Raw genomic sequence first — 18,937 nt, forward strand, 5'->3', positions numbered from 1 at the left:
AAGAGGCCGGGAGCCCTTGTGCACAGCCAGGAGGCGGCGGAGGCCATGGGCGACCTGGGCCTGGCACCCGGGATGATCCTGTTGCCGCATCCCATGCTTCCAGTGGGTGATGCGGTACAAGGGCGTACCGGTGGCACCGGAAGGCCAACTGTCCGCGTACTTGGGCAGTACAAGCCCGACAGGGACGTGGCCCTGCTTGAGGAATTGGCCACCAGGCTCACGCCAAAGTACAACCTTGAAATAGTTGGCCGTGGTTGGCCCGCCGTCAACGGCTGGACTGTGGACGCGCGCTTTGTTAGTGAAGGCGAGCTTGATGAGCTGATTGCCACCAGTGACGCAATTATCATCCCTTACAAGCGCTTCTATCAGAGCGGCATCGCTATCCGTGCGCTGGAACAGGCCGTTCCTATCGTTGGACGTGCTGGCACCAGCCTCCGGGAACTCTATGGACCGCAGTCCAGGCTGCTGGTGACGGAATCAGGCGAACAGCGGGATACATCAATCGCCGGCTGGATCGGTGCGATCGAACATGCCGTGGGCCAGGGCAGGACTGAAGCAGCACTCGCAGGCAAGCTCTTCCATGCGGATGCCTCCAGAGACTGGGCTGCCCTGTACCGAAATTGGATCTTGCCAGAGCGATAAGACCGGGGACGCATGGACTTGCTCCCCGAAGGCCGGACTGAGGAATCAGTGTTGACTTTCGGGGAGCATTTCCATGGTTGGAAGGGAGCCCGACCAGCAGCAATGCTGGGGCGGCCTATGTTTGAGTGGGGTTTAGGCGGCAGCGACAACGTCCGGAGGTGCCCGTCGGACGCATAGCACAGCCCCGCGGAGCCTGCCCTGGGCCGAGGGACTGGGCTGATTGGAGCTCGGACCCAGGGGCGCTGAGCAAACCGTTCAGGCCTTTACTGAAGGGGAGGAAGAGGGCTCGCATTTGCGATCGCCTCGAACAGTCATTCTCCGGCTGGCCCGAACCTTCACGGTTCCAAGAGCCTGCATGCAGCTTTACCAGTTTGTCTGACCTTCGCCGCGGCACCCCCAGCGAAACCATCACCGGCTCCTGCCATCACGCCCACGTCGCCAGCAGTACTGGGAGTCCTTGCCGGACTGGGGTGGCCTTTTCTAAGGCTGGGCCACAGCTGCGCGGGGTGGGTAGGGTCCCGGCACCGCCCCTGCCGGGACGCCCGCAGTTTCCTGTTCAGTGACGGGTGTGCTGTGCCGGCGCTGGCCCGCAGTGATTGCCAGAGCGACCAGGATCCAGGTTATCGGGAAGAAGACCGCGTTCGAGAAAAGACTGCTGATCAGGCAGAAAGTCAGCAGTTGCCCCGGAATCGTCCGGATCCTTACCAACGCCAGTGTGATCAGGAAGGCGATCAGCGGGACAGCGAACCATGCGCCGTCAACCCACATGCCCAAAATCCAGTTACTGGCGACGTTGTTCTGTGCCTCGCCCACGGCCTCGAATTGTCCCCAGGCGCCTACCCTGCCGGCTGCACTGATCCCGTGCCCGTATACCGGCACCGTGTCCGCCAGAGCCATCAACGAGTCGTTTTGCCTGATCCGGGCCTGGCCCGAGATGTCATCTTCCTGGACGGTGCCTATCATTGTCGAGATCCGCCGTACCAGGTCCTCCTGGAGTTGCGGGACCGCGGTCAGGGCAACTGCCGATGCCAGAACGGCGGCAGCAATGGCCGCCAAGCGGCCTTTACGAGGCCCTTTGAGCCTCGGGCCGACTGCATGTGTGCCCCGGTAGATCACCGCGGCACACGCGACCAGGAGCAGCGTCCCCACCAGGGCGACCCATGACGCCCGGGCCATTGCCAACACAAGAACCATGAAGTTTGTCAGGCTGAAAACCACCTTCGCCACCCTCGGCAGGGCCAACCGCCAACTGAGAATGACCCCGACGCCGGCGTACATGCCCAGCCAGTCGGGTTCGGGATAAATGCCTGTAGGACGGCCAATGGCACTGATCTGCAAGTGCCACAGGTCGCTCGGCACGAGCTTGAAGACCTGCAACAGACCCACTGCACTGCCAATAGTGGAAATGACAAGCAAGCCCCACAGCATGGCCTTCGCATCTTCCCGGCTGGCCCTCAGCACCACGATTGCGGCTGAGCCAACGAGTCCAAGCAGTTGCAGTGCCAGGGTTGGGCTGTTCACCAGATCTCCGAGGAGCGCAGTGGAGGCAAACAACACGGCGGCAAAGCCAAGCGGTGCCAGGAACTTTGCAGAGCTCCTGTTGACGGCACCTCCCGGCAGGCACAGCCAAATTACCGCAAGGATCGTGAAGATGTGAATGCGGAAAACCTGCACGCCGACCAGCCCGGCGGATACTCCCAGCAGAAACGAAAGTGCAGAGCGGCGGTCCGGATGCGTTAGGACTGCCACCACGGAAAGTATGACTGCGGCACTGCCAAATCCAAGATATAGGGACTCCACGCGCAGATCCTCTCCGCTGCTTATGCACGTTGCTTCGTGTTTGTTTTCCACGTTATTCCGGGTGCCGCCGGGCCCCTAGGTTCCTGGCGGGAGTATGTGGATAACCGCAGCCGGAACAAGGGCTGACAGCGGTTCCACAGATGCTCAGCTCACGGCAAGGGCTCACGCCCGGGCGGCAGTGCATCCACGGCATCGCGCCAAAACGAGACAAAAGGTAGGACTGCCTGCCGGACAGAATGCTCCTTTTGCAGTTCTCCAATCTCGCTTTCAAGTCGTTCAAGTTCCGCCTGGTCCGTGATGACCATGGAAGCCGCATCGGCCAGCGCCTGCACGGAATTCGGGACTGCAATAAGTCCGCCCGCTTTCGACGCTTCACCGAGCGTTCCGGAGTCGAAGCCGAGCACAGGCGTGCCATAGGCGAAAGCACGCGAAACCACGCCGGACGCCGGCAGCATTTTTCCGTAGAACCGACTTGTTTTGTCGTACGGCAAAAGGATCGCCCTCACGGACTCGAAGAAGGCGTCTTCCTCAGCGCCCTCAACGGCGCCAAGAATGGTTACTCCAGGGACGTGCGGAAGCTTTTCCGTTCCACGCCCCGCCACGATCACATCAACCTCGGGCGGAAGCGCCGCACGCAATTCCACGAGCCGCTCGAAACCCTTGCCTTTGGCGGCATGGCCATACAGTCCTACGGCCAGTGGCCGGTCAAAAGCTGGTTTAAGGGCGGCCCTGGAGGGTATGAAGTGCCGCGCCGCCACTGCCGTGCAGGCAGGGAATGCCTCCCGCAAAGCCCGTGCCCCGACGTCGGTAAGCGCGAACAAAGCAGTCCCTCTCAAAGCTAAGCGCTCAAACTGCTTACTTACCGGCCGAAGTGGAAGGTGGATGCCGTGGTGGAGCCACTTCCTCGCCGCCACGGACTTGAACCGGAAGGGCCACCAAACCGCCCATGGCGGGTCGTGAACCGTGGCTGTAATGATCACGTGCCGGGGACAACCTGCCAACAGCCAGAAGGGCGCCAGCGATGCTGCGGATAATTCGAAATGGACAACAACTGGTCCGTCCGATGCCGCCTTGTCGATGACCTCTGCCAATTGTGCCCGGTAACGCACCAGGTCGAGGATTCCCGCATCTCCGGGCCCGCCGGTCCTGATCTCACGGAAGCAGCAGAAGGAAGGAATTGCCGCAGCAATGAGCTCTTGTGCGTAGTCTCCGACTCCTCCCGAATTCACGCGCGGCGCTACAAGTATCAGGGAGGCGGGAATCAATTTAGGATCACTCGTGGCCGCTTCTTTTGAATTGCTCATGTCACTCCATGCTTCAGGTTGGATCGCTTTGAAGGTTCCGTTGCCTTTAGTCCTGGGTCATGCAGGTTGAGGCCTCTTCCTGCGGAGGAGGACCAGAAGCTCGTCATGCAGTGCGGTAAAGCAAAACCTCAGGGCGGCGTACACCGCGCCAATGGCGGCTGCCACCACCAGTACGGCGGTGGGCAATCCGCCGAGGTAGGGAAGGAGGAAGATGCCGAGCCCGGTAATTGCCACGATCACGCTGCATGCCAGCGCAGGGAAGACCGCTTGCAGCAGGGCTTTCGGCGCTATGCCCAGCACTCTGGCTGCCACGGCCTGCATGCCGAACGCGAAAAAGACAGCTGCCGCCATTTGGGCCAGCGCTACTCCGATAATCCCCCACTGGGCGGCGAACAGCAGGACGGGCACCAGCACCGCCAATCGAACGCTGGAAAAAGCGATCGAAATTCCGGGCCGGCCGATTGCCTTGTATACGTCGTTTGCTCCCGCTCCAAGCGAGCGCGCCGCGGCATACAGCGAGAGGAATACAAGTGGGATAACGGAATCGATCCACTTGGGTCCGAAAACCAACGGTACGACCACGGGCGCCAGCACGGCCAGCCCCACACCGGCTGTCATGCCATAGAGGGCCTGTATCCGGACGCCTCTAAGATAGCCATCCCGCAAGCGCCCGGGCTGGTCTTGAACCTGGGTGTACAAGGGAAACAGGACGGTGGAAAGTACGAAGAACACATTGATGATGAGCGCCTCGGGAAGCCGGAATGCCAGCGTGTAGAAGCCCAGGGCCTGGGCCCCGAGCACGGCCGCAATGATCAGATAGTCCACGTCGAAGATGAGCCTCGCGAGCAAGTTACTGCCGGCCACGGGAAGTCCGAACTTGATTGTTGCCCGGATCGCATCCCCGGCCACCCGCCAGATTTGCCAGGGAGCGGAGTGGCGAACAAGGAACCAACAGGCAATCGCATACGCAACTGATCCTGAGGCTGTTCCTGCAGCGAGGGAGAATGCTCCATACCCGGCGAAGGCAAGAATGAGGCTAACCGTTCCGGTGGTGAATGCGCGGAGGACCGGTGCGACTGCCAGCTTCTTGAACTCCAGGTCCCGCCTCAAAAGCGCCTCGGGGACCGCCCCGAGGGCTGTGGCCAGCAGTGAAATAGCGAGCACCCTGACCAAAGGTGCAACCTCGGGCAACTGGAACAGTTCTCCGATCCAAGGCGCCGCCAGTATGGCCAAGACGGCGAGCACGGCACCAAGCACCACCGAGACCAGGAGCGCCGAGCGCGCAGTTACTGCAGAAGCAGGCAGATACACCAGGGCTTGTGCCACTCCGGCATCCGCGACAGTTTCCATGTAAGCCATGAGGACAAGGGCTGCAGCCACGAGCCCGTATTGTTCCGGCGACAGGAGACGCGCAAGCACGATTGTCGTGAGGAGCACGATGCCCTTGCCTGACACGAGTGCGATACCTTGCCAGATTGCTCCCCTGAAACCGACCCGGGCCAGTCCACCACCATCATTAGTCATGTAAGGAACCTTCCCGTGACTGCCTACAGAGCCTGGTCGGCCCAGTCGGTGACCGAGTGGCGCCATAGCCAAAAATCTCGGTCATAGGTGACGGCCGACCGAAGACGCCCTGCCTCCCCGGAAACGGATCCCTGGTCCGCCAGTCGGTAGGCCATGGTTGCGGTGGACCTCGCCCAGGTTGCGATGACCACATATGGGAGCAGGTCCGGGTTAACGCCCCGCCGCCTGAGGTGCTGCGTCACCGAAGCGCCTGCCCAGCCGCCCGCACTGAAGGCGTTGTCGAAGGCACGGAGCTGGAGCTGGCGGGATGACAGCGCATTTTCCTGGGATTGACCAAGGTATTGAAGGTAGAAAACCAAGTCGTGCGCGGGCAGTCCGTCAAGCCGCGAACGCTCCCAGTCGACCACCTGCAACCGTCCATCCTGCTGCAGGAAAAGGTTCTGGTAGCTAAGGTCACCGTGTTCAACAACGGCCGGAAGCTTTTCCTCCCGCAGTGGCACGAGCACTTCATGGGTGCGGTCTATGAGCTCGAGGACTTCATTATCGCCAGGAACCAGCGAAGCGAGATCGTCCAAAGGAGAGCGGACCGTCCTTTCGTACCAGTCCGGGTTTTCCGCGACCTGTTTGGTGCAGGGCAGGGCAGCCACGAAGTCCTCGCCCGCTTGAAGCGCACGGCCAAAGTCTTCCGCGACGATGTGGGGCTCCAACAAGGCGCCCGTCACAGCCGTCTCGATAAGCACTGTTTGTCCGTCGACATCAAGGACGCCAACGACCTCCGGTGCCCCCTGTCCGGACCCCACCCCCAGCGCCCTGAGTTGGAGCAAAACGTCTGCTTCCTTGCACACGCTGGCGTTGTCCCCCGGCTGGCGGGGAATCTTCACCACCAGGCTGGGGTCCCGCGCGCCCTTGGCGAAGATCAGTGCCACTACGTGGCGGGACGTGACGAACTGCGGTGTAAGCAGCAGGGAGGTCCACCCGCCACGAAGACCAAAGGATCCAAGTGAGAGTTCGCGGTAGTGGTCGCGGAGGATCTGATCAATGTATTTCACGCTGACTCCTGGTGGCCGGCTTCTTCCACCCGTCGGCCGATCACTATGCCTGCGGGCGCGGCAATGTTGAACAGGCCCAGCCTTAGGGCCAGCCTCGCGACAGGTGCCTTGGCCTTCCCAAAGCGTGCACTTGAGTAGTGGGCGATGGTATTCCTGACGGCGGTTTCAGAGGCAGTGGGTACAAGACGCTCCGGATGTTCGAGCGTCGGGACGAGCCAATGGATTTCCACCTCGTCGAAGCCTGCCCGTTCCAGGGCACGTTTCCAGCCGCCGAGGGTATGCGGGCCTCGACCCGGGGTGAATTTCCGTTTTACCTGCAGACAGATCCAGCCGTCGGCGCTAAGGGACCGGATACCCTTTTCAAACAGCAGGAGGTCTGGCTGCGAGAGCAAGACAAGGTCGAATTCAACTGCTCCAGTACTTCCATCCATGGCAATCCGGGTGGCACCCGGATCCAACAGGCTCAGGGATGCGGCGGTGTCCGGACCAATGTGGCCCCCGTAGCCCACCCTTCCGCACTGTGCGACCGGAAGCAGGAACCGCCAATCGAGCAAGGTCCACAAGTGCAGTGGCAGCCGCGCCGGCTCAGCAGGGTCCGCGGCCTCCTCCCCCACCAACGTGCGCCACATAAGGCTTGATGCCTCTTTCCTCACCTCGGAGGCTGATCGGCTGGCATCAACAATGCGGGCCGTTGGAAGGTTCCCAGCCAGCTCCAGGTAGGCCGCCCTCCACTCCTCCAATATCTGGGGACTGTGTTCTCCCTTTCGTTTGAACATCAGCTCACCGGGCGCGTCGAGGACCAGCACAAGATCGGGTGTCGGTTGAAGGCGCAGGGCAAGTGCATCGGTCAGCGCACCAAGGCGGCTTTTAGTTTCGGGACTGGCCAATAAGGTGTCTTCAGCGAGCCTGTCCATGAGCACCAGCCGGCCGCGGAACGAGACGTACCTTGCGGTGAGGCTACCGCGAAGTATGCGGAATACCTTCCTGGCAACCACAGCGCCTGGAACCCGACGGACCCAGGGATCGTGCCGGCTGCCCGACCAAAGGCCCATGTAGACATAAGTCGAGGGCAGTGGAGAGTGCGACTGCAATTCGACGAGCAGAGTGGTTTTGCCCGCTCCATCCGGCGCGAGCACTCCGATCACAGGTCCCCTGCCCTTGAGATACGGTCCCACCCGTCGAAGCACTCTGTGGGTTACCGAAATCATCTTGGGCGCGGATGTGTTTCGCGTCCAGTTTCCTGACAGAGACGCCGCGGCGGCGGGGACAACCTGAAAATTGCCGGAACCCAGTAAATCCAGGAGGTCCTGGGCTTTCCCCTTTCCGAATTTGCGGTCAAGGAAATCAGCCACTGGGTCAGAAGCCGAAGCTACGGCAGCGGCCCAAAGGGCAACCGGTACTCTCTCGGGTGCAATGTGTCCCTTGTCCAGCACCAAGTGCAGGATCTGAAGCCATGCCTTGTCCCGGAGTTCCGGAAGCCAGAGTGGTCCATGGGCGACCCGGCGCCGCAGACAGTCGGCGGCAAGGCCTGTCCGCAGCTCCTGGAACTTTCCGAAATCAATGTCCGAAACAATGTCCAGTTTTATCCAGGAATCCTCATTTGGAAGATAGCAAAAATAGAAACGGTGGCTTCCGTGTCCTTGTGCCATTACCCGGCGGAATCCTGCAGCCTCAAGGACGCGGTCCAAACGGGGCAGTACCTTTCGGGAAACCAGCAAGTCAACGTCACCGGCCGGGTGCATAAGATCATCCTCACCGCGCAATAGAATCCAGGACTGTCCGGTATCTTCCAAGGTCCGAAAAACGGACATCAAAACAGGATTGATATTTGGTTCGAACTGGGCACCGGAATCGGGTATAAACTTGGCGAACCGATTAGGGTGTGCAACCGAATCCGGAAGCCCGGGAAATATCGACAATTCACTTACCCCTTAAGACACGTCGTTTCCGGACCGGGCCGTGTGGGCCGGCAAGGGAGTGCGTGCTCCCAGTTTGGTCACTGCTGCCGGCAACGCAGCCATGGCTTGTGGCCGTCTGGTGAGCATACGCCGCCCCTGAGCAGGCATCACGAGTAGTGAGTACTCGCTTTTATGGACGGAAGCCCATTGGAGTACGTAAGTATGGGGGTAGCTGCGCGGCGGTGGCCGTTAGGTAGGGGAGGGTAGCGCCGCAGTCCATTAGGTAGCTAGGGAGCATGGCGTGCGTCTTGATGAAAAGAAGGGGCGATCTTGATGAAATCCAGAAGAACTTTGTATGGCGCTGGCTCCGGATTCACGGCTATATTCTCATTTACGGCTGGGTACCGCGCCGAAGGCGATAAGCCGACGGCCTGCCGCTCCCGTGGTTATTAGCATAACCACGAGGCGACGCTTAGGGATTTATTACTACTAAAAATCGAAAGAATGCAGGTCTCCTTCTTCGAGAATTGGGGACCCCATGTCATTGGCAGGACGAAAGAGGGAGTTGGACAGGCTCCTCTCCGTGATTAGAGGGCCGAAGGATGCCGCCCTTGCCGTGATCGGTGTCCATGGGGTCGGGAAGTCGGCACTGGTTTCCGAAACTCCGCATCTTTCCGACTACCGGACCGTCTTTCTCGGCGCGAGCGCATTCGAGTCCGCCTGGCCTATGTCCGGGCTTACCGCCCTCCTGAATGCGATGGACGATCCCGTTCTCAACGGAATTGCAGACCAAATCCTCCGCGATACGCCTGGAACCCTCGACGCGCCGGCAATATCTGCCCTGCTGCTCAGGGGCCTGCATCAGCGCTCTTCGTCCAGGACCGTCATTGTTATCGACGACGCAGACCAACTGGACCCAAGCAGCCAGGCAGTGATCGGTTTTCTCGCCCGCCGCCTTGCAGGGACGGATATCGCCCTGATTGTCTGCCTGCGGGAAGAGATTCCTGACAGCCCATTTTCGGGCCTGCCCGTCCTCGCCCTCCATCCCTTGAGCTACAGCGACACAGTCAAGATGCTCGAGGCCCTTCCGGTCAGTCAGGGTACCAACGCCGCTGCCCACGCAGTCGCCGGAGCCAGCCGCGGGAACCCGCTCGCCGCCGTCGAACTTTACAACCAGTTGCTGGAGCGCCAGGCCGAGGGCAAGTTTGCCCTCCCTGTCCCCCTGCCCTGCAAGGGCAGTTTCGAAGCCGAATTCGCCTTGGCCGTAGGAGGACTGACGGCAGCGGCCCGCAGCGTCCTGGACCTCCTATCACTATCGTTGCGAAGCGACATCTCCGCAATAGAAAAAGTCAACCCCAATGTCTGGGCCGCGGTGGAGGAGCTGCTGGGCCGCGGACTCGTGCAACGGACGGGGTCCTATGTAGGTATCCGCGACCAACTGCTTCGCGGGTACATCTTCGGATCGATGACGCCTGCCGTCCGCACTGCCAGCCACTCGGCACTGGCGGAAGCTTCGGAAGCTACAGATCCCTACGCACGAAGGTGGCACCTCAGCTTCACCGCCCTGGAACGGCAGACACCCTTTGGCTTGCTGCGCCACGCGGTCGACCTGATAAGGGCCGGGGAAGTCCCCTTCGCCGTCGAATACATCGAGCGGGCACTTAGCATCAACCCCTGGGAGGCTGAGACCGCTGCCCGCCTTTCCACTGTGGCTGAGCTTTTGTTCAACCGCGGGGAGTTTGTTTACTCCAAGCGCTATCTGGAGTGGGCTCAGCGGATAACCCGGAATCCGGCCCTCATCCTGCGTCTGACGGGGCTTTCATTCGAAATAGGTTTCATCCAGGGTGCAGCAATCCGTTCTGCCATGGTCCTGCGCCTCGTGAAGGAATTCGGCCAGTTCGATCCATCCTTTGCTGCCAACTTGCTTGCTGTCGCTGCCGTCTATTATGCGGAACGGTGGGAACTCGCAGACGCGAGGGACATCCTGTGCCACGCACGGGAGTTCGCGGATTCCGCTTCCGAAGAATGCCTTGAGATCACGCAGCGCGCAAGGATGCTGACCGAGATTGTTGGCGGCGAGCCGGAGCCTGCAAAGCCCAAGTATGCCCCGGACGGTGACAACACCATTGCAGGCCTGCTGATCCATGGCCGCGCCCTCAGCTATGCGGAAAGGCACAGTGAGGCGCAGGAAATCTTCGCGCGGGTGCGTTCTTCCGCAGCAGACGCCAACTGTAATTGGCGAGAAACGGCCCTTTTCGCCGCGGCAGACAACGAAATCAGGGCGGGCAATGTCCGGACTGCCGTGAAGCTGGTTGACGAGCTCGAACTGCGCGAGCCCGACTCCAACTACCACCGCGGGATGCGCCATGTCCTCCGGGCATGGCGGGCCCACGCTCTGGGTGATGAGCCAATGGCCCAGACCCATGCGAAGGAAGCACAGCGCCACGCCGGCGTTGAGAGCCATGCCGCCATCACCGCCCAGCTTGCCTCCTGGCAGGGGCACTTCGCGTTGCTCCGAGGCGACCTCGCCGAATCGCTTGCCCAGCTTTCGCGCGCTGCGGAGATCGGCGTGCGGTTCAACAATCCCACCTTGCTCCGCTGCGATGCGGATCTTGTGGAGGTCCTGGTTCGACTGGGACGCCACCGCGAGGCTACCCAAGCCCTAGCAAGCCTGGAAAGCCGCTCCGTAGGGCTTCGGTCCCCCTGGTTGATGGCAGCGGTTGCACGGAGCCGGGCCATTTTGGCAGACGGCGAACAGTCCCTCCAGCTGTTTGCCCAGGCGCTCGAGAACCGGAACCGGCATGAGTCTCTGCTTGAGCGTGCCAGGACAATGTTGTCCTACGCCGAACGGCTAAAGGCGCTGGGAAGGTTGCGGGACGCGCGGGACGAGATGATGCGGGCCAAGGTCATATTCGACGAAATCGGGGCCAACGCCTGGCTTCAGCAGGTGGATGCCCTCCTGCTCAATGAAAGGGTGGAAGCACCAGGTCCGCAAGGTAACCCGGCCCTGCTCCTGCTCGCCGACCATGAGCGGGCCCTGGCAAATATGGTCGCAAGGGGCATGCGCAATAAGGAAATAGCGGCCACGCTGTTCGTTTCCGTGCGGACGGTGGAAGTGCGTCTTACCGCCATCTACCGCAAACTCGGCGTCGAATCACGGGCCCAGCTGACTGCCCTTGCTGCGGGGAAAGCGAAGTCCCAGCCGGAGCCCTACGTCCTGCCTGTCCTTTAAGTCCGAGGGCTCCGCAGTCTCCGCATTTCCCACAACACACCGTCGCAGGATCCACAGGGAACCTGCCGAAACCCGGCGCATGCTGCTCTCCCCAGCTAGCTTTGCGTCAGAGTCACATTACAGGTGAACAAACCGTTAGGGGCCACGATGGCAGAAGTACCTATTACCCGGGAACGGAACACAATCCCCTACAAGAGGACTGGCCGCCCTATCTACGCCGGCAACCTTGGAAGCGACTATCCTCCCCGTGGCATCTACGCAGGATCGGCAGAGCCTGTTGCCCTCGTGGACGTACCAGCCAAGGGACGGGAATCGTCTGCCGACTGGATCGCAACCCATATCAATCTTTTGAGAATTACGGACAGCCTCCTGGTGGCAGGCTCCGTCATGCTGGGTTCCGAGCTGGCCAACCGCGGATTGTTCCGTGACGGGTCCAAGGCTGGAGCCGTAGCCACGGCAGCAGTGGCCTTGATTTGGATCGCCGCGTTGGAGATTCACCGGACACGCGATCCCAAGGTCTTGGGGGTCGGCGCTGACGAGTATAAGCGTGTAGCTGGGGCTACCTTCCGCGTCTTTGGTTTCCTTGCTTTGGCCGCCGTGATTTTTTCGATCCAAGGCGGTGCCGCCCTGGCCACCGTTTCCCTCCCCGTGGGAATCGTTGCGCTCACCGCCAACCGCTGGGCGTTCCGGCGCCGGCTTGCCACGGAAAAGGCAAAGGGGCGGCACCTGTCGCGGGCCATCGTTGTCGGCGAACCTGAGGACGTCCGCTATGTGGTCCACCAGATCGAGAAGAAATCGGGTCCCGTCTACGAAATCCTGGGTGTCTGCCTCCCGGGTTCCCGGCGGGGGGCACGGCTGCGGGTAGACGACCGACTGGTCCCGGTCCTTTCGTCCACGGATGACATTCCGCGAACGGCAAGGCTCGCCACGGCGGATGCTGTGATCATCGCCGGACCTCTCCCAGGAGGGAACAGGTTCATCCGGGAGCTGGGGTGGAAGCTGGAGGAGTGTTCGGCGGAGATGGTGCTGGCAGCAACCCTGACCAACGTGGCAGGGCCCCGTATCCATTGGCGCCCCGTGGAGGGACTGCCGCTCATGCACGTTGACATCCCCCAGTACTCGGGCGGAAGGCACATCCTGAAGCGGGTGGTGGATGTGGCACTTGCCGGCACCGCACTCCTGGTCTTGGCACCGATTCTGCTCCTCCTTGCCGTCGTCGTCAGGAAAGACAGCCCCGGCCCGGTCCTGTTCCGCCAAGAGCGCATCGGAAAGGATGGAAAGACGTTCGGAATGTACAAGTTCCGGTCGATGGTGGTGGATGCCGAGGAACGCCTGGCAACTTTGACCAAGAACAACGAGGGCTCAGGCGTGCTTTTCAAAATGCACAACGATCCGCGGGTCACCAAATGCGGCCGTTGGATGCGCAAGTATTCGCTGGATGAGTTGCCGCAGCTGTGGAACGTCCTGGTGGGCGATATGAGCCTGGTGGGGCCCCGCCCTCCCCTCGCCAGCGAGGTCAGCGCGTACGAGCGGCATACCCACCGACGCCTCCTGATCAAGCCCGGCCTTACGGGGCTCTGGCAAATCAACGGGCGCTCGGACCTTTCATGGGATGAAGCCGTGCGCCTGGACCTGTACTACGTCGAAAACTGGTCGATCGCCGGGGACCTGCTGATTCTGTGGCGCACTTTCCGTGCCGTTGTTCAGCCTTCCGGCGCCTACTGACAGCTCAAGCAGGAAGAGGACGAGATGAATGCCGTGGCACACAATTTTGGCTTGGACAACCAGTCGGCTGCCAAGTTGGGAATGGCCGTCGTCGGCGCCGGATCCAGGGGCGCTGCTCTGGCCAGGACCTTCCACGCCTCCCCCGGCTGGGAATTGGCGGCAATATGCGACGTAGACATTGACCGGGCACGCAGGCTCGCCGCGAAACTCGGAGCTGTCCCCTGTTTCGAAACGATAGATGAACTGCTGGACAGCGTCGACGTAGATACTGCCGCAATTGCCACCCCGCTGGGTGCCCTCCATGGAGCGGCCATGACGGCCTTGCGGGCCGGCAAGCATGTCCTGGTGGAAGAGCCCCTCGCAGACAGCTTGGCACACGGACAGGAGATGGTGTCGCAAGCGAAAACGGGTGGTCTTGTCCTGATGGCCGACCATCCCCATTCCTTTGAGCCGGCCATCCAGAAAATTCAAAAGCTGATGGAAACCGGTTCATTGGGCGAGATCCTTTTTGTCGAAGCCCTCCTGTCCGAAACCAACCTCCTGAAGACAGAGCGGGACGTGTTTTGGGATCTGGCGCCGGGCGACTTTGCCATCCTGGACCAGGTACTCCCGGACGGCCTGGCTCCCCTGGACGTCTCAGCCTTCGGCGGTGACCCTCTGGGCACCGGACGTGACTGTGTGGGCCACATCTATTTCAGGCTTCCCAATGATGCCCCTGTCCACCTCCACGTCAACAGGCTCAGCCGGGCCAGAAGCCACCAACTGGTGATAGCGGGTACCCGGCTCACGCTGGTTTGGGATGCCAAACTGCACAAGGAGCGTCTGCGGGTCTTTGACCCCTGCCTGTCCGCCCAGCAGAAACTGACGGCCCCATATTGCCCGGAACCCGACCTTCTCCAATTGCTGGGCGAAGACGGCACCCTGTTGACCATTGAGCAGCAAACAATGGATCGGCTGGCGGCTGAGTTTTCAAACCGGATCCGACGCCAAAGGGACGGGTACGCACCGCACCTGCCCGGGCTGAGGGTCCTGGCAGTGCTGGAAGCCGTCGCCCGGAGCAGGAGCCTTGATGGCCAAGTGTCCGGAGTTCTTGCGCCGCTTCAGGAAGGCCCGGGCGATCTCTCCGGGGACTGGTCGCAGAGCATCTTGTGGACCACGTAGAGGCAGCCATTGTCTTCCTCCTGCTCCTCCAAGGAAAGTTGGTGTCCCGTGGCTACTGAGTCAGTAGTTGCCAGGATAGAAGTCGTGAAGCCGTGGCTCGGGCAAGAGGAAGCCGATGCCTTGGCCGACGTGGTTCATTCCGGTTGCCTTACCCAAGGCAGGAAAGTCAGGGAATTTGAGGCTGCTTTCGCAGCCGCCCAGGGCGCCCGCTTTGCCGTCGCAACGTCGAGTTGCACCGCAGCCCTGCACCTCGCCTTGGTGGTGGCCGGTATCGGCCCGGGCGACGATGTGGTGGTTCCGTCCCTTTCCGTCGTAGCCACAGTGAACGCCGTCACCTACGTGGGTGCAAGGCCTGTGTTCTGTGACGTCGACCCTGCCACCGGGAACGTGACTGCAGAAACGATCCATGCCGCCCTGACCCTGGACACGCGCGCGGTGATCGTAGTGGACCAAGCCGGTGTGCCTGTGGATCTCGACCCTATTCGGGACCTTTGCAACCGCCACGAGATCACACTGATCGAGGATGCCGCCTGCGCGGTGGGGTCACTTTATAGAGGAAAGCCCGTTGGGACTGGATCAGACATTGCCGTGTGGTCATTTCATCCCGATCACATTCTCACTACTGGTGAGGGCGGCATGCTCACCACCCGCCGGGCGGACTGGGCCGCCCGCGCCCGGGCCCTGCGCGGGCATGCAAGCAACCTGACGCGGCCGAACACGGAGCAGTTCGTCCCTCCCCGGGAGGTGTGCCTGGAAGTGGGCTTCGATTACCAGATGACCGACCTGCAGGCAGCGATCGGGATCTGCCAGCTACGGCGGCTTCCGGCCATGGTGGAACGCCGGCGGTGGATTGCGGGCATTTATGCAGGCGCTTTGTCAGGCCTGGATGGCCTGCGGTTTGTAACTGATCCTCCCTATGGCACGACGAATTTCCAGTCCCTCTGGATGGAAGTCCTTCCGGCGTTCCCGGCGACGCGCGAATTATTGCTGGAACGGCTGGCAGAGGCCGGGGTGACTGCGCGGCGGGGAGCCTACGCTGCCCATCGGCAGCCCGCCTACAGATGGCGGGATACCGGCAACACGCGACTTCACAACACTGAACGGCTCAGTGAGCGGACTTTGGTCCTGCCGGTATTCCATGAACTGGATGCCACCAGCATCAACCGCGTCATCAACGCCATCCGGAAAACAGCATCCCCGGTGGGCACGTGAGCGAACTGATACTGGTTGCCGCAACTGGCCTCGCCCGCGAAGTCCTTGCGATGGTTCGCAGCAGCGGGCAGTACGACGTCGTCGGCCTGCTCGACGATGACAAGGAAATGGCGGGTGTGACAGTAGACGGCGCCCCCGTCCTGGGCAGCATTGGTGAAGCTCCGAACTACACACACGCCTTCTTGCTCGTGTGCGTGATGGCCAGCAAGGAACGTGAGGCCGTGGTGGCGCGGCTTGCATCGCTGGGAATCAACGACTCCAGGTACGCCACGGCGGTGGATCCCACCGTCCAGTTTCCCGAGGGGTGCCGGGTGGGGCGGGGCAGCATCTTGCTGCGGAATGTCACCCTCACTGCCGCTGTTACCTTGGGGTCGCACGTGGTGGCCATGCCAGCGGTGACGTTTTCGTACGACGACGACGTGTCCGACTTTGCCACGTTCGCCGCCGGCGTTTCGCTGGGCGGCGGAGTCAGGGTTGGCAGGGGCGCCTACCTGGGGTTGAATTCCAGCGTTCGGGACAGGACCTCAGTGGGAGACTACGCGACGATCGGAATGGGCGCCGCAGTCCTCAGCAACGTCCCTGACGGGGAAACGTGGGTGGGGGTACCCGCCCACGAGATTGATCACCGGGGATTCATCCGTTAGGAAACTACGCAGCCGTCCCGAAGAACAGCTCCGCCACCGTGGCCAGGCGCAGGGGGTCCTCAACCCCGCACAGCTCCCGTGCTGAGTGCATGGACAGCAGCGGCACGCCCACGTCCACAGTCCGGATGCCCAGCCGGGTGGCGGTGAGCGGGCCGATGGTGGAGCCGCAGGGCACCACGTTGTTGGACACGAACTCCTGGTAGGGCACGCCGGCTTCGCGGCACAGCCGTGCCCAGAAAGCGGCGCCGTACGCGTCCGTGGCGTAGCGCTGGTTGGCGTTGATCTTCAGGAGCGGACCGCCGTTCAGCACGGGATGGTTGGCGGGATCGTGCCGCTCCGGATAGTTCGGGTGCACCGCGTGCCCGGCGTCGGCTGAGAGGCAGAACGACGCCGCCAGGGCCTGCCGCCGCTGGCCCACCGTCGCGCCGAGGCCGTCAGAGATGCGCACCAGCACGTCTTCAAGGATGGGTCCGCACGCACCGGATCGGGAGTTGGAGCCGATTTCCTCGTGGTCGAACGCGGCCAGGACGGCAATGGGGCCGCCGGCATCCCCGGAGCCCGCGTGCGCAACCAGCGCCGCAAGCCCGGCGTGCGTGGCTGAAAGGTTGTCCAGCCGCCCTGATGCGAAGAACTCCCCCTTGCCGCCGAAAACCGCAGGCTCCTGCGTGTCCGCGATGACGACGTCGTACCCGCCGATCTGTCCCGGATCGACGGGGGAGCCGGCAACCGAACCTGCCAGCACGCCCAGCAGGTCCGAATCCGTAGGATTCCCCAGCCCCCACACCGGGTTCATATGCCGCTGCTTGTCCAGGGTGAGCCCCTCGTTCACGGCCCGGTCAAGGTGGATGGCCAGCTGCGGGAAGCGGAGCAGCGGGCCGGTGGCCGTGAGGTGCTCTGCGCCGTCGAGCATCACCAGCCGGCCCGCGAGCCGGAGCTCGCGGTCCAGCCAGGAATTCAGCAGCGGTCCGCCGTAGATTTCCACTCCGGCCTGGAGCCAGCCGTGGGCACCGGTGGTGGGCTTGGGCTTGAGCTTGAACGACGGCGAATCGGTGTGCGCCCCGAGGATGTTGAACCCCGTGGTTGGCCCCGCACCTTCGGGGACCACCCACGCGATCAGTGCGCCGTCCCTGATGATGAAGAACCGACCCGGCCCGCCCTCCCAGGGCTGCAGTTCATCCAGGCGGGTGAACCCGGCCTCCTCCAGCCGCCGGCCGCCCTCGTGCGCAGCATGGAAGCTCGACGGCGATGCGCTGACATAGGCGCCAAGGTCCTGGATGTGGTCTGCGGCAGAGGAAGGCAAAGGCATGGTCCCGAGTTTAGCGCCGCGCCTACTCCGCAGGTGCCGCTGCGGGTTCGACCTCCACGGCGTCCGGCTGGCCGGCGGCAGCGCCGTGCCGACGGTAACGGAGCACACCGACCGCCACGACCACGGCAGCCAGGGCCAGGGAGAGCAGCAGCGATTCCCGGGTGGACTCCACGATCACCATGCCGATGAGCAGGGCCACGATGCTGATGATCGCTGCCCAGGTGAGGTACGGGAACAGCCACATCTTCAGCTGCAGGTCCTTGGCCGCGGCGCCCATGCGGCGGCGGAGGACAAGCTGCGACGCCGAGATGACCAGCCATACGAACAGGGCAATGGCCCCCGAGGTGTTCACCAGGAAGAGGAACACGGTGTCCGGTGCGATGTAGTTCAGACCGACCGTGACGAACCCGACCACAGTGGAGGCAAGGACGGCAGCGGCGGGAACACCCCGGCGGGAGATGCGGGTCCATGAGCGCGGCGCGTCACCGCGGGTAGAGAGTGAGAACAGCATGCGGCTGGCGGTGTAAAGACCGGAGTTCAGGCAGGAAAGGACGGAAGTAAGAACTACGACGTCCATGATGGTTCCGGCGCCGGGGATGCCGAAGAGTTCGATGACCGCCACGTACGGGCTCTTGGCCACGGAGGCGGAGTTCCAGGGAAGCAGGGTGACCACCACGGCGATGGAGCCGATGTAGAAGACCAGGATGCGCCACACTGTGGATTTCACTGCCTTCTTGACGGCATCCACAGGGTTTTCGGATTCGCCGGCTGCGATGGTGGCGATCTCAGCGCCGAAAAAGGAGAAGACCACCACAAGGATGCCTGCCAGGACCGCACCCGGGCCATTGGGCATAAAGCCGCCGTTGTTGATCAGGTTGCTCAGCCCCGGTGCGGGGACGCCCGGAACGAGGCCCAGGATGGCGGCAGCGCCGAAGAGGAGGAACAGGACGATGGCAGCGACCTTGATGGACGCGAACCAGAACTCGAACTCACCGTAGGACTTCACGGAACCGAGGTTGGTCAGCGTCAGCAGCACCATGAGGACAAGGGCCCACACCCACTGGTCGATGCCCGGCACCCAGCGGTGCATGATGGCAGCGCCTGCGGTGGCTTCGATGCCCAGGACGATGATCCAGAACCAGGCGTAGAGCCAGCCGATGCTGAACCCTGCCCAGCGGCCCAGCGCCTTGTCGGCGTAGGTGGAGAACGAGCCTGTCTCGGGGTTGGCCGCGGCCATCTCGCCCAGCATGCGCATCACCAGGATGACCACCAGGCCGGCGGCCGCGTACGCCACGAGGATGCCTGGGCCGGCCTGCTGAATGGCTGCCCCCGAGCCGACGAAAAGTCCTGCACCAATCACGCCGGCGATGGCGATCATGGACAGGTGCCTGGGTTTCAGGGACTTTGAAAGTTGCTGGTCAGCATGCATGGAAGCGCCGT

General features: G+C 62.3%; 13 protein-coding genes. 6 read left to right on the forward strand and 7 right to left on the reverse strand.

Features of this window, described 5'->3' with window-relative positions; genetic code table 11:
• Window positions 1-45: 45 nt before the first annotated feature.
• On the forward strand, window positions 46-642 hold the full coding sequence (locus LFT46_RS20495) for a hypothetical protein (RefSeq protein ID WP_236820881.1): 597 nt from the start codon (window positions 46-48) through the stop codon (window positions 640-642).
• A gap of 480 nt (window positions 643-1,122) precedes the next feature.
• On the opposite strand, the gene LFT46_RS20500 is transcribed toward LFT46_RS20495, so the two are convergent.
• From LFT46_RS20500 to LFT46_RS20520, 5 genes are all read right to left on the reverse strand, one after another.
• Window positions 1,123-2,391 (reverse strand): O-antigen ligase family protein, encoded by a 1,269-nt coding sequence (locus LFT46_RS20500; RefSeq protein WP_236820882.1) that lies wholly within the window; start codon window positions 2,389-2,391, stop codon window positions 1,123-1,125.
• Window positions 2,392-2,591: 200 nt separating this feature from the next.
• Entirely contained in the window at window positions 2,592-3,746 is a 1,155-nt protein-coding gene (locus LFT46_RS20505) for a glycosyltransferase family 4 protein (RefSeq protein ID WP_236820883.1), read from the reverse strand.
• Window positions 3,747-3,803: 57 nt separating this feature from the next.
• A complete protein-coding gene (locus LFT46_RS20510) occupies window positions 3,804-5,270 on the reverse strand; it encodes a lipopolysaccharide biosynthesis protein (protein WP_236820884.1) in 1,467 nt (488 codons plus the stop codon).
• 23 nt (window positions 5,271-5,293) lie between these two features.
• Window positions 5,294-6,319: an aminoglycoside phosphotransferase family protein gene (locus LFT46_RS20515; protein WP_236820885.1), complete on the reverse strand. Its 1,026-nt coding sequence runs from the start codon at window positions 6,317-6,319 to the stop codon at window positions 5,294-5,296.
• Entirely contained in the window at window positions 6,316-8,238 is a 1,923-nt protein-coding gene (locus tag LFT46_RS20520) for a hypothetical protein (RefSeq protein ID WP_236820886.1), read from the reverse strand. Before LFT46_RS20520 ends, LFT46_RS20515 begins: the two co-directional genes overlap by 4 nt.
• A gap of 562 nt (window positions 8,239-8,800) precedes the next feature.
• Between LFT46_RS20520 and LFT46_RS20525 the strand changes: the two genes are divergently transcribed.
• From LFT46_RS20525 to LFT46_RS20545, 5 genes are all read left to right on the forward strand, one after another.
• Window positions 8,801-11,449: a helix-turn-helix transcriptional regulator gene (locus LFT46_RS20525; protein ID WP_236820887.1), complete on the forward strand. Its 2,649-nt coding sequence runs from the start codon at window positions 8,801-8,803 to the stop codon at window positions 11,447-11,449.
• Between the two features lie 147 nt (window positions 11,450-11,596).
• Window positions 11,597-13,174, forward strand: a complete 1,578-nt coding sequence (locus LFT46_RS20530) for a sugar transferase (RefSeq protein ID WP_236820888.1) — start codon at window positions 11,597-11,599, stop codon at window positions 13,172-13,174.
• Between the two features lie 51 nt (window positions 13,175-13,225).
• Entirely contained in the window at window positions 13,226-14,335 is a 1,110-nt protein-coding gene (locus LFT46_RS20535; protein WP_236820889.1) for a Gfo/Idh/MocA family protein, read from the forward strand.
• A gap of 48 nt (window positions 14,336-14,383) precedes the next feature.
• Entirely contained in the window at window positions 14,384-15,547 is a 1,164-nt protein-coding gene (locus LFT46_RS20540) for a DegT/DnrJ/EryC1/StrS family aminotransferase (RefSeq protein ID WP_236800361.1), read from the forward strand.
• Entirely contained in the window at window positions 15,544-16,191 is a 648-nt protein-coding gene (locus LFT46_RS20545; RefSeq protein WP_236800362.1) for a PglD-related sugar-binding protein, read from the forward strand. Before LFT46_RS20540 ends, LFT46_RS20545 begins: the two co-directional genes overlap by 4 nt.
• Window positions 16,192-16,195: 4 nt before the next feature.
• Here LFT46_RS20545 and LFT46_RS20550 read toward each other — a convergent pair whose 3' ends face one another.
• Together LFT46_RS20550 and LFT46_RS20555 are read right to left on the reverse strand one after the other, a co-directional pair.
• A complete protein-coding gene (locus LFT46_RS20550) occupies window positions 16,196-17,497 on the reverse strand; it encodes a M18 family aminopeptidase (RefSeq protein ID WP_236800363.1) in 1,302 nt (433 codons plus the stop codon).
• A gap of 22 nt (window positions 17,498-17,519) precedes the next feature.
• Window positions 17,520-18,926 carry an amino acid permease gene (locus LFT46_RS20555; protein WP_236800364.1) on the reverse strand — a complete coding sequence of 469 codons (1,407 nt, stop codon included), beginning with the start codon at window positions 18,924-18,926 and terminating at the stop codon, window positions 17,520-17,522.
• Window positions 18,927-18,937: the final 11 nt, after the last annotated feature.

This window comes from Arthrobacter sp. FW306-07-I, assembly GCF_021800405.1.
Classification (GTDB): Bacteria; Actinomycetota; Actinomycetes; order Actinomycetales; family Micrococcaceae; genus Arthrobacter.

Excerpts from the sequence above, each read along its gene's own strand:
- LFT46_RS20550 (WP_236800363.1), bottom strand. The coding sequence starts at position 17,497 with ATGCCTTTGCCTTCCTCTGCCGCAGACCACATCCAGGACCTTGGCGCC.
- LFT46_RS20510 (WP_236820884.1), bottom strand. The coding sequence starts at position 5,270 with ATGACTAATGATGGTGGTGGACTGGCCCGGGTCGGTTTCAGGGGAGCA.
- LFT46_RS20530 (WP_236820888.1), top strand. The coding sequence starts at position 11,597 with ATGGCAGAAGTACCTATTACCCGGGAACGGAACACAATCCCCTACAAG.
- LFT46_RS20495 (WP_236820881.1), top strand. The coding sequence starts at position 46 with ATGGGCGACCTGGGCCTGGCACCCGGGATGATCCTGTTGCCGCATCCC.
- LFT46_RS20555 (WP_236800364.1), bottom strand. The coding sequence starts at position 18,926 with ATGCATGCTGACCAGCAACTTTCAAAGTCCCTGAAACCCAGGCACCTG.
- LFT46_RS20505 (WP_236820883.1), bottom strand. The coding sequence starts at position 3,746 with ATGAGCAATTCAAAAGAAGCGGCCACGAGTGATCCTAAATTGATTCCC.